12 protein-coding genes are annotated in these 14,354 nt (G+C 71.7%); 6 read left to right on the top strand and 6 right to left on the bottom strand.

The window, feature by feature from the left end:
* Window positions 1-16: 16 nt before the first annotated feature.
* Together OG206_RS30010 and OG206_RS30015 are read right to left on the bottom strand one after the other, a co-directional pair.
* Entirely contained in the window at window positions 17-424 is a 408-nt protein-coding gene (locus OG206_RS30010) for a hypothetical protein (protein WP_327121622.1), read from the bottom strand.
* 111 nt (window positions 425-535) lie between these two features.
* A complete protein-coding gene (locus OG206_RS30015; RefSeq protein ID WP_327121624.1) occupies window positions 536-1,651 on the bottom strand; it encodes a baeRF3 domain-containing protein in 1,116 nt (371 codons plus the stop codon).
* 273 nt (window positions 1,652-1,924) lie between these two features.
* On the opposite strand from OG206_RS30015, the gene glsA reads away from it, so the two are divergent.
* Entirely contained in the window at window positions 1,925-3,277 is a 1,353-nt protein-coding gene (gene glsA / locus OG206_RS30020; protein ID WP_327121626.1) for a glutaminase A, read from the top strand.
* Between the two features lie 4 nt (window positions 3,278-3,281).
* On the opposite strand, the gene OG206_RS30025 is transcribed toward glsA, so the two are convergent.
* Window positions 3,282-4,103 carry an endonuclease I family protein gene (locus OG206_RS30025; protein WP_327121628.1) on the bottom strand — a complete coding sequence of 274 codons (822 nt, stop codon included), beginning with the start codon at window positions 4,101-4,103 and terminating at the stop codon, window positions 3,282-3,284.
* Between the two features lie 211 nt (window positions 4,104-4,314).
* Here OG206_RS30025 and OG206_RS30030 point away from each other — a divergent pair, with 211 nt between their 5' ends.
* The 4 genes from OG206_RS30030 (at window position 4,315) to OG206_RS30045 (ending at window position 9,137) form a co-directional block, all read left to right on the top strand.
* Window positions 4,315-4,521 carry a hypothetical protein gene (locus OG206_RS30030; protein WP_327121630.1) on the top strand — a complete coding sequence of 69 codons (207 nt, stop codon included), beginning with the start codon at window positions 4,315-4,317 and terminating at the stop codon, window positions 4,519-4,521.
* A gap of 70 nt (window positions 4,522-4,591) precedes the next feature.
* Complete coding sequence (locus tag OG206_RS30035; RefSeq protein WP_327121632.1) at window positions 4,592-5,743, top strand: methyltransferase; 1,152 nt, start codon at window positions 4,592-4,594, stop codon at window positions 5,741-5,743.
* Between the two features lie 139 nt (window positions 5,744-5,882).
* On the top strand, window positions 5,883-6,782 hold the full coding sequence (locus OG206_RS30040; protein WP_327121634.1) for an oxygenase MpaB family protein: 900 nt from the start codon (window positions 5,883-5,885) through the stop codon (window positions 6,780-6,782).
* Window positions 6,783-6,893: 111 nt separating this feature from the next.
* On the top strand, window positions 6,894-9,137 hold the full coding sequence (locus tag OG206_RS30045) for a serine/threonine-protein kinase (RefSeq protein ID WP_327121636.1): 2,244 nt from the start codon (window positions 6,894-6,896) through the stop codon (window positions 9,135-9,137).
* Between the two features lie 2 nt (window positions 9,138-9,139).
* Here the strand turns inward: OG206_RS30045 and OG206_RS30050 are convergent, their stop codons facing one another.
* Window positions 9,140-9,766, bottom strand: coding sequence for a DinB family protein (locus OG206_RS30050; RefSeq protein WP_327121638.1), 627 nt, complete (start codon window positions 9,764-9,766; stop codon window positions 9,140-9,142).
* 144 nt (window positions 9,767-9,910) lie between these two features.
* On the opposite strand from OG206_RS30050, the gene OG206_RS30055 reads away from it, so the two are divergent.
* A complete protein-coding gene (locus tag OG206_RS30055) occupies window positions 9,911-11,485 on the top strand; it encodes a phytoene desaturase family protein (RefSeq protein WP_327121640.1) in 1,575 nt (524 codons plus the stop codon).
* Window positions 11,486-11,586: 101 nt separating this feature from the next.
* Here OG206_RS30055 and OG206_RS30060 read toward each other — a convergent pair whose 3' ends face one another.
* The gene (locus OG206_RS30060; RefSeq protein WP_327121642.1) at window positions 11,587-12,231 is read right to left on the bottom strand and encodes an SIMPL domain-containing protein; all 645 of its coding nucleotides are present in this window, start codon (window positions 12,229-12,231) and stop codon (window positions 11,587-11,589) included.
* Window positions 12,232-12,258: 27 nt separating this feature from the next.
* Window positions 12,259-14,127: a serine hydrolase gene (locus OG206_RS30065; RefSeq protein WP_327121644.1), complete on the bottom strand. Its 1,869-nt coding sequence runs from the start codon at window positions 14,125-14,127 to the stop codon at window positions 12,259-12,261.
* Between the last annotated feature and the right edge of the window lie 227 nt (window positions 14,128-14,354).

The following is a 14,354-nucleotide window of genomic DNA, read 5'->3' on the forward strand; positions in this document are numbered from 1 at the left end:
TGCGTGGCCGAGGAAGTCAGCCGACGGTCGTGCGGACGACGGGCGAGACGGCTCCGCCGCCGACGATCCTGAGGGCGTTCTCGCCCTTGATCCCCAGCTTGACCCGCAGGCTGTACTCGCCACTGGCGGCCGTCTTCATCGTGGCCGGCAGGGCGACCCAGCGCCGGCCCTGCTTCTGCTGGAGGGTGACCGGCGTGCCGGAGCCGATGTTCCGGGCGGATCCGTGGATACGGAACTCCTCCCAGGCCACGACACTGCGCGCGGTCGCGTACGCCGACAGGGCCGGCCGGGTCATCAGATTCTCGGCGCTCTGCCCGGGCGGCGGTGCGGGGACGTCCGACGCAGCCGCAGCCGCGCCCACCGCACCGGCCAGTGTCAGCGCTGTCAGCAGGGCTGCCGCCGACGCGCGCCTGAATCGGTCCATGGGTGGCTCTCCTTCGTGCACGGCGTGGTCGGAGGGACCGACGCGGTGCGATTGACTTCAGGAGCGCCAAATCTAGACATACTTCACATAATCCTCACGCAGGACACGCCATCAGAATCGCAGGACCGCCGCGACGCGCCCGTGCCCGGCCAGTGAGTCGTCGGCCACGAAAGCGACCTCGCAGCCGTTGTCCAGAGCCGCTTCGACAAGCTCGTCGACGACGTCCTCGCGCACCTGGCCGTCGGTGCCCGGCGTGACGTCGGGCCCCACCGGCTCCAGGTGACCGTCGGTGACCCTGACGGTCTGCTCGAAGTGCTCCTCGGCCGTGACGAGGCCCGCGCGGCCTTCCCGTACGGCCGTCCACACCTCGTCCAGTCCGCCGGCGAAGGAGTGGCGGCTCTTGGCGTTGTCGAGCCGGCCCCGGATCCCGGCGGCGGCCTGCTGCCGCCAGTCCTCCAGTGCCGGTTCCAGCTCCTTGAGGAGTTCGGGAGTACTCGTGTCCGCCGTGGTCCCCTTGGCGACCCGGCCGACGGCCGTCCTGGCGCTCTCCCCCACGTCGTCGAGCAGGGAGAGCGCGGGCGCCGGCCCTACCAAGAACAGTGGACGGGGGTCGGCGGCCAGGATCCCGCGCAGCTTCTCGTCGACCGTGCGCAGGAAGTTGCGCGCGTCCTCGCTGGTGTAGGTGCTCGGGGTGTCGCCGATCCGTTCCTCGCGCTGCGGATTGGGTTCCTCGTGCGGGGCGGTGAGCGGGAAGCCGCCCTTCCTCTCGGCGCGCAGGTCGTCGTTCGTACCCGAGAACAGGGTGGCGTGCTCGGCGGAGAAGCTGAGCACCCAGAAATGCCGCGACCGCGCCTTCGCCGACACGAGATTGCGGGTGAGGTAGCTGTCGCTGAGCACCACGCGCTCGGGGGCGGTCCGCGGAAGCTGCCAGATCTGGTACTCGTCGGCGTCGGCGAAGATGACCAGGGCGTCCAGTGCGCGGCGCTGATCGACCTCTGCCGCTGCCCGGTCCAGCTGGGCCTTCACGGCGGCCGCGGTCTCCCGGCTCACCCGGGGGTCGGCCTCCAGCCGGTTGCCCGCCTCCGCCACCAGGTTCCGCAGCCGTACGGCGTCCTGGGCGTTCTCCGGCGCCCTGCGGTGGGTCGGCATCGTGAGGGACAGGGCCGGGTAGGGCCGGGTCCTGCGCAATTCCTGCAACAGGCCGGGGGTCAGGGCGTCCGTATCCATCGTTCCCTCCCGGAGGGTTCGGGGTGCGCGGTGCTGGGGCCGCCCCTGCGGTGGAGCGGGTGGTTCAACGAGTCAATTCATACCTTTTGATCCTAGGATGGGCGAGTTGTTGCCCCTGTCCGCGGAGGTACGTGCGATGGCCACGCTCACCGTGCCGGCCTGTCGGGGGGTCGAGGGCGAGGCGGCTCCGGGGCGCCGCCGCCCACGACGCGGAACGACTGTGACGCCGGAACCCGCCGCAGGGCCCCGGAGCGGGCGGCCGGCGGTGTACGAGTGAGCGCGACAGAAGCGGTGACGGACGCGCTGCGCGATCTCCACCGGCGGTTCGTGGACGTCCGCGAGGGGGAACGCGGCGACTACATACCGGAGTTGACCAGATCCGACGTCCGCGATTTCGGCCTCGCGCTCGTCAGCATGGACGGGCACTGCTACAGCGCGGGTGCCGCCCACACCCCCTTCACGCTGCAGTCCGTCTCCAAGCCGTTCGTCTACGCCCTCGCGCTCTCCTCGCTCGGCCTCGACGAGGTGGACCGCTGGGTCGGCGCGGAGCCCAGCGGCGAGGCGTACAACGCCATCAGCCTGGAGCGGCGCACGGGGCGGCCCGCCAACGCGATGGTCAACGCAGGCGCCATCGTCGCCACGGCTCTGGTCCCCGATACTCCGGAAGTCCCCGCGTTCACCCGCATCCTGACCACCCTGAGCCGCTTCGCCGGGCGGAGACTCGACATCGACGAGGACGTGTACGCCTCCGAGGCCGCCACGGGCGACCGCAACCGTGCCCTCGCCTACCTGATCCGCAGCACCGGCGTCCTGCCGGCCGATCCGGTCGCCGCCGTGGACATCTACTTCCGGCAGTGCGCGGTGCGGGTCACAGCGGTGGACCTCGCGGTGATGGCGGCCACGCTCGCGCACGGGGGCGTCAATCCCGTCAGCGGTGAGACTGTCGTCGCCGCCGACGTCGCGGCCCAGGTTCTCGCGGTCATGGCCACCTGTGGCATGTACAACGCCTCGGGCGAATGGCTGCTGCGGGTCGGGCTGCCGGCCAAGAGCGGTGTGTCCGGCGGCCTGATCGCGGCCGGCCCCGCCCGCTTCGGTCTGGCCACCTACAGCCCGCTCCTCGACGCCACGGGGACTTCGGTGCGCGGCCGCGAAGCGATCGGCGCCCTCTCGGAACGTCTGGGACTCCATCTCATGAGGAACCCCGCACTTCCCGGGTCCACCGTCACGCTGGCGACCACCGCCGACGTCCTCCCGTCGGCTCCGACGGGCAGGGAGGCGAGGGCGCTGCGCGAACGCGTCGGAGTCGTCGCCGCGCAGGGGGCCCTCGACTTCACCGCGGTCGAGCGGGTGCTCTTCGCCCTGGACGAGGCGGGCCCCGAGCCCGCCGGTCCGGTCGTGCTCGATCTGCGGGAGGTCACAGGGGCCGACGGCGTCGCCCTCGCTCTGCTGCACGCCGGACTCGCGAGGCTCGCGCGCGAAGGGCGGCGCGCGGCCGTCGTGGACCCGGGCGGCCGGCTCGGCCCGCCGGCCCTCGTCCGCGGGCGGACCGGCCAGGACCTGCCGCGCTACGGCTCCCGCGAGGAGGCGGTCGAGCACTGCGCGCGGGACCTGGCCGGTCCGGCGTGAGCCGCTACCAGATGGCCTCGACCCACTCGGGGTGGTCGATGAACGGGTTCCGGTTGTGCTGGAACCGGTCGAATATGACCTCGTTGCGGTTCTGCTCGAAGCTGTCCGGCGGGTCCTCCTGGTTCCACTGCTTCAGCACGGAGAGCCTGCCGATATTCGGGGCCGAGCCGTTGCTGACGCTGTCGTTCGGCTCGAGGTCCGCGAAGGAGTCGTCGCCTTCGTACCGGACCGCCATGTAGAGGATCATCCGGGCGACATCGCCCTTGACCGCGTCGCGCGGTTCGAAGGAGTCGCCGTCAGTGAGGTTGCCGGGCGCTCCCGAGACCGCCGTGCCGCCGTTGTCGAAGTCCTTGTTGCCGCGGATCGAGTTGACCCCCACGTCCTCGGGGCGCAGGTGGTGGATGTCGGTGCCCGGGCCGGTGGCCGTGCCGAAGTCGCCGTGCGACTTGGCCCAGACGTGCTCACGGTTCCAGTCGCCGGCGTCGCCGCCGTTACCCGTCTTCGCCTGGGAGCGCCCGGTGTACAGGAGGATCACGTTGGAGGAGTTCGCGGGGTCCTGGTCGGTGAGCTTGAGCGCGTCCCACACCTGGGTGTAGGAGAGCTTGGTCTGGTCGCTGATGATCGTGTGCAGCGAACTCTTCAGCGCGGCGCCGGTCCTGCCCAGGGCGTCCTGGTAGTAGGTGTCGTCGAGTGCTGCGGTCGGCGACGCCGGTCCGGCGGTCGTGGGGGTCGTGGCGGGGGCGGTGGCCGCGACGCCGGTGAGTACGGCGATCGAGGCTGCTGTAGCGAGGAGTGGACGCGCGTAGAGAAGGCGACGACTGGACATGTGGGGGGTGTCCTTCCGGGGCTGCGAACGGTGTAGTGAGGCCGGGTACTGTCTGCTGGCTCGGGAGCCTTCCACACGCACGGTGCCGGTCGTGTGAACACTGCGTATTTATCATGTGCAAGTCAAGTGACATCCAATCCGCGCTCGCCGGGTCATCGGATGCGCGGAGTGCGCCCCGGCGCGAGAATTGCCGCAAGGACGAGGAGGCGGCATGAGCGAAGAGTCCGAACCCGTATCCGGGCCGGAGGTCCGGGGCGTCACTCCGGACCGTCTGCTGCACACGGGCGGCAACGATCAGCCCAGTGCGGAGGATCTGGTCCTCGCCTCGGGGCGTGACCTCAGTCCCGAGAACCTCGAGTGGGCCCGGCGCAGGCTGTCCGAGGAGGGCCGGTCGGCGATGGACAAACGGCTGCCGTAGCGCCTGAGCGGCACCTCCGGGCGGGCGGCGTGCGGGGCTCCGCCCGCCGCTCGGTTAGCCTGAACGCAATATGAACCGTTTGACGACGTCACAGGGCGAATTCGAGCTGGCCCGCTTCCCCGAGAACCCGCGCGATCCGCTCCGTGCGTGGGACGCCGCCGACGAGTACCTGCTGCGGAGGCTGGACGGCGACGAGGGGAGTGATCCCGTCCGTCCGTCCGGCACCGTGGCCGTCGTGGGCGACCGTTGGGGGGCACTCGCCACCGCGCTCGCCACCCACCGGCCCGTGCAGATCAGCGACTCCTACCTGACCCGGCGCGCGACCGTCGCCAACCTCGAGCGCAACAACGCCGCGGCGGAGTCGGTCCGGATGCTGTCGGCCCGTGACACCCCGCCGGAGCGGGTGGACCTGCTGCTCGTACGCGTGCCCAAGAGCCTCGCGCTCCTGGAGGACCAGTTGCACCGGCTCGCCCCCGCCGTGCACGCCGGGACCGTCGTCATCGGCACCGGCATGGTGAAGGAGATCCACACCTCCACGCTGAAGCTGTTCGAGCGGATCATCGGGCCCACCCGCACGTCCCTCGCGGTCAAGAAGGCCCGGCTGATCCACTGCACGCCGGATCCTTCCCTGCCCAGGACGCCCAGTCCCTGGCCGTACCACTACGACCTGCCCGACGACATCGGCGTGGCCTCCGGGCGGACCGTCACCAACCATGCCGGAATCTTCTGCGCCGAGCGCCTCGACGTCGGCACCCGCTTCTTCCTGAAGCACCTCCCCGCACGGTCGGGCCCGGACCACGTCGTCGACCTCGGCTGCGGGAACGGCGTCGTGGGCACGGCCGCGGCGCTCGCCAATCCCGCGGCGTCCGTCACCTTCATCGACGAGTCCTACCAGGCCGTCGCCTCGGCCGAGGCGACCTTCCGGGCGAACACCGACGCCCAGGCCGCCTTCGTGGTCGGCGACGCGATGGCCGACGTGGCACCGCGAAGCGTGGACCTGGTACTCGCCAACCCGCCGTTCCACTCGCACCAGGCGGTCACCGACGCCACGGCCCGCACCATGTTCCACGGAGCGCACGCCGCGCTGCGGCAGGGCGGTGAGCTGTGGGTGGTCGGAAACCGCCACCTCGGATACCACACGCAGCTGCGGCGGATCTTCGGCAACTGCGTCACCGTCGCGGGCGACCCGAAGTTCGTGGTCCTGCGGGCCGTCAAGCGCTGATCCCCCTTCCGGCGCCCTCCCCGGAACGCGCTCGGGTGCGGTATCCATGGAACGGTACGAGGACGGCGGGCCGAGGGCGACGGGACCGCGGTGCGCCGCCGGGACCACCCCGGTTCCACCGAGCGGAAAGGGCGAGCCCATGGACGGCCCCGTGAACGGCGCGGATCCCGGGCTGTTCGGCCCCCGCTCCGTCACCTGGCAGATGCACAGCGATCCCATGATGTGGGTGGCCGGGGTACGTGCGCTCTACCTGCAGGCCCTGCACCCGCGTGCCCTCCGGGGCGTGATGCAGAACAGCGATTTCCGCAAGGACGCCTGGGGGCGGCTGCTGCGCACGGCGGACTTCGTCGGCACGCTCAGTTACGGCACCACGAGCGCGGCCGAGCAGTACGGTGCCAGGGTCCGCAGGATCCACCGGCTCCTGCGGGCCACCGACCCGGCGACCGGCGAGGTCTACGGCATCGACGAACCGGAACTCCTCCTCTGGGTGCACTGCGCGGAGGTGGACTCCTACCTCCAGGTCGAGCGCCGGTCCGGCTTCCCGCTCGACGACGCCCTGGCCGACCGCTACGTCGACGAACAGCGCGAGTCCGCCCGGCTCGTGGGCCTCGACCCGTCCGGAGTACCCGGCTCGGCCGCCGCCCTCGCCGCCTACTTCGAAGGCGTCCGCCCCCGGCTGACAGCGGGCGCCGAGGCGCGGGAGGTCGACGACTTCCTGCGCAGCCCGCCCGTACCGGCCCTCCTCGTTCCGGCGCGCGCCCTGCTGTGGCGGCGGGTGGCCGCGCTCGCGTACGACTCCCTGCCCGCGTACGCCCACGAGCTGTACGGCAGGACCGCGCCCCCTCCGGCGGTGGCCGATCGCCGCCTGCGCGCCACAGGGGCCGCTCTGCGCCTCGTTCCCGCCCGCCTCCGCCGTCGTCTGCCGCCACGTCACATCGCGAAGGCGATGGCTCGACTGGGCCCCGGGAGCAGGCCCGCCCCAAACGAACTCCGCAGACCGGGCGCCATACTGGACGGGCCGGGGAGGGCGCAGCGCTAGGGAGTGCCGTTCGGATCAGGCCGGGGCGGGGTACCGGGACACGCGAGCCCGGCAGGGTCCGGACGGGGAGCCCGGGCGGGGCAGTGAGGCAGACGGGGGCGGTAACAGGCGATGGCGGACTCGAGGCTGATCCAGAACCGCTACCGGCTGCTCGATCTCATCGGGCGCGGGGGCATGGGCGAGGTGTGGCGTGCGCGGGACGAGGCACTGGGCCGCCAGGTGGCGGTCAAGTGCCTGAAGCCGATGGGGCCGCAGCACGACGAGGACTTCATCCGCGTCCTGCGCGAGCGTTTCCGCCGCGAGGCGCGGGTGGCCGCCGCGCTTCAGCACCGGGGTGTCACCGTCGTCCACGACTTCGGGGAGTCGGACGGCGTCCTGTATCTCGTCATGGAACTCCTGGAGGGACGCAACCTCAGCCAGCTCCTGGAGGACAACGCGCAGAAGCCGCTGCCGGTGGCCGATGTCATCGACATCGCGGACCAGGTTGCCGACGCTCTCGTCTACACCCACCAGCAAGGCATCGTGCACCGTGACCTCAAGCCCGCCAACATCATGCGGCTCGACGACGGAGCGGTGAAGATCTGCGACTTCGGCATCGCCAGGCTCGGCCACGACATCGGCTTCACCTCACGCCTCACCGGCACCGGGATCGCGATGGGGACCCCGCACTACATGTCACCCGAGCAGATCGGCGGCGGCGAGGTCGACCACCGCAGTGACCTGTACTCCCTGGGCTGCGTGCTGTACGAGATCGCCACGGGCGCACCGCCGTTCGACATGGACGACGCCTGGGCCGTCCTCGTCGGACACCGTGACACCGTCCCGGAGCCGCCGCGCACCCGCCGGTCCGAACTCCCCGGATTCCTGGACCGTGTCGTTCTCGACCTGCTGGCCAAGGCGCCCGGCGAGAGGCCGGCCGACGCCGGAGACCTGAGGCAGCGCATCGCTGTCGGCCGCACGGGCGAGCAGCCGGCCGCCGAGCACGGCTCCCTGCCCCTGCCACCGGCGCGGGACGCGGACGCACCGGCCCGACTGCCGTCCTGGACACGCCACATGACCACCGGACCCAAGGCGGCAGGTGACGCAGCCCGGACCGCGACGGCTGCCCTCGACCACACGAGCGCCCTGACGGGCTCCTGGACCACGGCGGCCGCATCCGTACTCACCGGTGCGTTCCCGCACGCGGGTCACGGACGGCCCACCCCGTCGCCCGAGCTGCTCGCCACCCTGGCCGGCCGTCACCACGCGGGCCTGAACCTGGGGCGGCTCGGCCATTGGGAGGAGGCCGCAGAGGTGCACCGCGCGGTCGCCGCCGCACGCGAAAACGCCCTCGGCCCCGACCACCCCGACACGCTGACCAGCAGGTACGAGCTCGGCTACGCCCTCAACCGCACCGGACCGGCCGAGGACGCGCTGCGCGAGTTCGGCCGGGCCGCCGACGGCCGGGAGCGTGTCCTCGGCCCCGACCACCCCGAAACCCTCGCCGCACGGCAGGAGACGGCGTACGTACTCGGCCGCATGGGCCGGCACTTCGAGGCCCACCAGGTGTACGCGGCGGTCCTCGCCTCCCGGGAGCGTTCCATGGGGCCGGACCACCCCGACACTCTGCGGTGCCGCCACAACCTGGCCTTCAATCTCAGCAGGCTCGGCCGCCCCGAGGACTCGTACCGCATGGCCCGCGAGGTTGCCGACGCCCGGGGCAGGCTCCTCGGCGCGACGCACCCGGACACCCTGGCCACCCTGTACGAAGTGGCGTACACCCTGGGCCGCCTGGACCGCTGGACCGAGGCCCTGCGGACCTACCGCGAGGTGGCTGAGGCCCGCACCGCCACGCTGGGCGCCGACCACCCCGACACTCTCTCCGCCCGCTACGAGGTGGGCATCAGCCTCGGCCGGCTCGGCCGCAGCGCCGAGGCCCTGGAGCTCTACCGGGGGCTGGCCGAGGACCGTGCCCGGGTGAGCGGCGCGGCCGACCCCGAGACACTTCGTGCCCGGCACGGCCTGTGCGTCAACCTCGGGCGAATGGCGCGCTGGGAGGAAGCGCTCGCCGAGTCGCGTGAGGTGTACGCGATCCGGGTCCGCACGCTGGGGCCCGACCACCCCGACACGCTCGTCAGCCGGCGCGAGGTTGCCGTCGGCCTGGGCTGGCTCGGCCGCTGGGCGGAGGCGCTGACCGACTACCGGGCGGTCGCCGAGGCCCGCGCACGCGTCCTGGGCCCCGACCATCCCGACACCCTCGCGGGCCGCAACGACGAGGCGCACTGCCTGGAGCAGCTCGGTCGAGGCGCGGAGGCGGCCGACCTCTACCGGCGGGTCGCCGACCTGCGCCGGGAGCGCGGGCCGTCCCCGCGCTGACGTCAGGCCGAGGCGCCCCGCGCGCGATACAGGTCGCGGAGCAGGGCGATCTCGGCCCCGTGATGCAGGATCTCCTGATTGACCCACCAGACGGTGTCGATGAAAGGATCCTCCGGGTCGCCGCCGTACGGGTAGGTGCTGTGGCCGACCGTGTCGAGAGCCGTGTCGTCGGCGCTCACGAGCGCCGCACGCCATGCGTCCGCCGATGCCTCGAAGTCCGCGACCGCCCCCGCTGCGTCGCCCACCACCCGGTATTCGTCCCGTGTCATGTCGTGGTTCCCCGCCGTGTGGTCGGCGCGCAGGGCAAGCAGTTCGCTGAGGTGGCTCAGGCGCCACGCGAGGGTCGTGAAGGGCGGCGGGGACGGATGCGGGAACGGGCCCGTGTCACGCCCCCAGTCGCCCGAGCCCGTCAGGACCGTCGCGCCCGGACCCGGACCCGCGCTGTGCCGGCGAACGGACCAGCAGTCCTTCACCGGTTCCCACAGATACTCCGCGTCGGTCAGGACCGTGACCTCCACGTCGGTGCCGTTCCCGCTGTCGGCCGTCGGTCCCGCCATCCGGTTCACGAGCCGCTCGCGCGCCCAGTCGAACTGTTCCAGCAGCGGAATCAGACGTGCGGGGGTGTTCATGGGGCTCCTCGTGTGTACGGGGCGGGGAAGCGGTCAGGGCCAGAACCCTGCCACAGCCCCCACCGCGACGCCCATGGGTTTCGGGTTCCACACCGAGCCCGCCGCCCCCTGTCCACGGGCGATCAGGGCGTGTTACGAAGGGACATGCCCGCAGAGCAGATGTCCTCACCCGGCGCACCCGCGCGCGCCTCCTACGACGCGGTCGTCGTGGGTGGTGGTCACAACGGCCTGGTCGCCGCCGCCTACCTCGCCCGTGCCGGCCAGTCGGTCCTCGTCCTCGAACGTCTCGCGGGCACAGGCGGAGCGGCCGTGTCGACCCGTCCGTTCGAAGGCGTCGACGCACGTCTCTCCCGCTACTCCTACCTGGTCTCGCTCCTCCCGGGGAAGATCATCCGCGAGCTGGGCCTCGACTTCGCCGTACGCAAGCGCACCGTCTCCTCCTACACCCCCGCAGTGCGCGGCGGCCGGGCGACGGGACTGCTCGTCGGCGGAGACGGGACGCGTGCCTCCTTCGCCGCGCTCACCGGTGGCGACCGCGAGTACGACGCCTGGGAGCGGTTCTACGGGATGACGCGGAAGGTCGCCGAGCGCGTCTTCCCGACCCTCACCGAACCGCTCGTCACCCGCGACGTCCTGCGGGCCCGCGTCGACGACGAGGACGCCTGGCGCATGCTGTTCGAGGAACCTGTCGGGGCCGCGGTGGAGGAGTGCTTCGCCGACGACCTCGTACGCGGAGTCGTGCTCACCGACGCGCTCATCGGCACGTTCGCCGACGCCCACGACCCGTCCCTCCTCCAGAACCGCTGCTTCCTGTACCACGTGATCGGCAACTCCACCGGCGACTGGGACGTCCCGGTCGGCGGGATGGGCGCACTCACCGACGCGCTGGCCGGTGCCGCATCGGCCGCCGGTGCCGAGATCCGGGTCCTGCACGAGGCGACGCGCATCGAGACGGACGGCGCCCGCGCGGAGGTCACCGTCCGCTCACCCGACGGGGAGCACGTCGTCGCGGCGCGCACGGTCCTGGTCAACGCGTCGCCCCAGGCACTCGCCGAACTGCTCGGCGAGAAACCGCCACCCGCCGCCGAGGGCTCCCAGCTGAAGGTGAACATGCTGCTCACACGGCTGCCGAGGCTGCGTGACCGCTCCGTCGACCCACGCCAGGCGTTCGCCGGGACGTTCCACGTCGCCGAGGGCTACGAACAACTGGCCGCGGCGTACCACGAGGCGGCGTCCGGGCGGCTCCCCGCCGCCCCGCCTTCCGAGATCTACTGCCACTCACTGACCGACCCGTCGATCCTCGGTCCCGACCTCGCGGCGCGCGGCTACCAGACCCTGACACTTTTCGGCCTGCACACGCCCGCCCGGCTCTTCGACACGGACAACGAAGCGACGCGCGCCACCCTGCTCGACGCGACCCTGGCCGAACTCGACACCCACCTCGACGAGCCGATCTCCGACTGCCTCGCCGTCGACGCCGCGGGGAGGCCGTGCATCGAGGCGAAGACGCCGCTCGACCTGGAGCGCGAACTGGGGCTGCCCGGCGGACACATCTTCCACCGCGACCTCTCCTTCCCGTACGCCGGCGCCGACACCGGCCGCTGGGGTGTGGAGACCTCCCACGCCAACGTCCTGCTGTGCGGCGCGGGCGCGGTGCGCGGCGGCGGGGTCAGCGGTGTACCAGGTCACAACGCGGCCATGGCGGCGCTGGGCCGGTGAAACCACCGCGTCGGCGAGGGACGCACCCTCGCGAGCGGCCGAGCACGGCGCGGGCCGCCTCCGGGCGGCCCGCGCTCGCATGTGCGTGCCGAGGCGGTCGCTCAGCCGCCGATGAGCGAGAAGCCGAGTACGACCCCCGCCGACACCGTCACCTTGCCGGGCGTCAGATCCCCTTCGCCGCTGCCGTCGTCGTGGCTGCCGTGACTGCGGTAGCTCTGCACCTGCTCGGCGTCCACATCCTTGATGTGGACGACGGGACCGAGCTGCGCTCCCGCCGCCTCCGCGTACAGGGCGGCCTTCTCCCGCGCCGCGGCCACGGCAGCCGCGCGAGCCCCGGCACGAAGCTCCTTCTTCGTGCGCACATCGAACTCGACACCCTTGACCTCGTTGGCCCCGGCCTCGACGACCTCGACGAGCACGGTCTCCAGGCTGTCGAGGTCGCGGAGTTCGATCACGAAGGACGCGGTGCACTCGTATCCCAGGAACGTGCGTTCGCTGCCGTAGGTCCACTGCGAGTGGAGGTTCAGCCGCGAAGTGGAGACCGCTGCCTCCGGCACCCGGTGGCCGCGCAGGACCTCCCGGATCCGGTTCACCCCGCTCCGCGTGGCCGCGAACGCCTCGCCCGGCTTGTTCCTGGTCTGGGATATCGCCACCCGCAGGCGCGCCAGGTCGGGAGTGGCGTCCACGCTCGCCGCTCCGAACACCGACACGCCCCAAGGGGCTTCTATGGACTGGGTTCCATTCATGCCGGCCATCCAACCAGCAGGATCCGCTCAGTCCGCGGAAACGGACCACCCGGTCGCCTCGATACGGCCCGCGTCGCCCGGCTTCCTCTCGTCGAAGAGCGTGCGGCGGCCGTCCCGGACACGCAGCGCGTCTACGTACACACCGCGTCCGACGTACAACTGGTCGGTCGTGTAACGCCAGCGGAGCCGCACCTCCGTGCCACGCCAGCCACTCAGGTCCGCCTCCAGGGAGTGCCAGACCCGTCCCGACCACCCCGAGACCGAGCCGTCCGGATGCGCGCTGGAGTTCCTGGGCCGCGCTCCCTGGGCGGGAACCGTGGAGAAGGCGACGGGCTGCCACGTCGCCCCGGAGTCCGATGAGGCCTCCAGCCGCAGGGAGTCCGACGCCGGCTCGGTGTCCCACCACAGGCCGCAGCTCAGCGCGGGCCGCGAAGAGGCGGGCCGCAGCGCGGGGAGTGTCAGGGTCGCGGTGGTGGCGCTCGCCATGCCGGAGAACCACGCGGTGCCGCCCCGCGCCGGACGGACCGGTACGGCGCGTGCCATCCGGTTGGCCGCGGCCACCCGAGGAGCGCTTCCCTGGCGCCAGGTGCGCACAGGGTGCACGGAGTTGCCCAGGACGATCAGGAAGGAGTCCGTGGTCGGGTCGAGGACCAGGCTGGTACCGGTGAAGCCGGTGTGTCCCGCGGTGCGCGGTGTGGCCATCGCGCCCATGTACCAGTGCTGGTAGAGCTCGAAGCCCAGGCCGTGCTCGTCGCCGGGGAACGCCGTGTTGAAGTCGGTGAACATCAGCTCCACGGATTCCTCGGACAGGATCCGGCACCTGCCGTAGACGCCGCCGTTGAGCAGGGTGCGTGCCAGGATCGCGAGGTCCCAGGCGCAGGAGAAGACACCCGCGTGACCCGCGACGCCGCCGAGTCCGTAGGCGTTCTCGTCGTGGACCTCTCCCCAGACGAGCCCGCGTTCGAGACCCGACCAGGGAAGCCGGGCGTCCTCGGTGGCCGCGATCTTCGGCTTCCAGGAGGCGGGCGGGTTGTACCGCGTCCGGTGCATCCCGAGCGGATCGGTGATCTCCTCGCGGAGCAGGACGTCCTGGGTGCGGCTGGTGATCTTCTCCAGGATCAGCTGGAGCGAGATCAGATTGAGGTCGGAGTAGAGGTACTTGCTGCCCGGCGTGGACGCGGGGACCTCCTCCCACAGGAGACGGAGCTGCCCCTCCCGGGTCGGCTCCTTGTAGAGCGGGATCCACGCCCGGAAGCCCGACGTGTGGGTGAGGAGCTGCCGCACGGTCACGTCCTGCTTGCCGCCCCCGGCGAACTCGGGGAGGTACGAAGCCACCCGCGCTTCGAGTGCCAGCGCCCCGCGCTCGATCTGCTGGACGGCAAGGATCGAGGTGAACAGCTTCGACACCGACGCCAGGTCGAAGACCGTGTCCTCGGCCATGGGGATCTGCTGGTCCGGAGGGAACTCCACCCCGGTGTCCGTCTTCTCGTCGTACGCCGCGTAGCGCACGGCCGAGCCGATCGGACGGTGCAGGGCGACGGTGCCGCCGCGGCCGGCGAGCAGGACCGCGCCCGCGTACCAGGGGTGCGTGGGGGAGTCGGAGAGGTACTTCTCCGCATCCGCGACCAGTTGGTCGAGCTGGTCCGGCAGCAGGCCGGCCCGCGCGGCCGAGCCGCGGCGCAGAGTGGGTCGGCTCCGCCCTGGTTCCATGACCGTCCCGGTTCCCGATGTCATCCCCGGAGCCCCGTCGCCCTCCGTGGCCCGGCCGGCGGCGAGCGCAGGCCCCGCGGCACCCGCCAGGGGAATCGGAGCCAGGGCGAGTGCCCCGCCCAGTGCCAGTATCCCGCCGCCCAGCCTCCGACGGCTCATTCCCCGGTCCGACACGTATCCGGCCATCCGGAACCCCTTCCCCTCACGTCGAAAGCACCAGCGCGAAAGTAACTTTCGAAATCTCGTACGGTGATGAAACTTCCTGCCGAACCAGAGGCTACTGTCACGACCGCCCCTCGTGTCCCTGAGAGAACAAAACAATCTGACGTGACGACAGTCGCCTTGTCCCGTCGCGTCTCCTTCGCCCTGTCTTCTCCCCGGCCGCCCCGGGACCGCTCCCTCATGGGACCCCC

This window comes from Streptomyces sp. NBC_01341 (assembly GCF_035946055.1).
Taxonomy (GTDB): Bacteria; Actinomycetota; Actinomycetes; order Streptomycetales; family Streptomycetaceae; genus Streptomyces.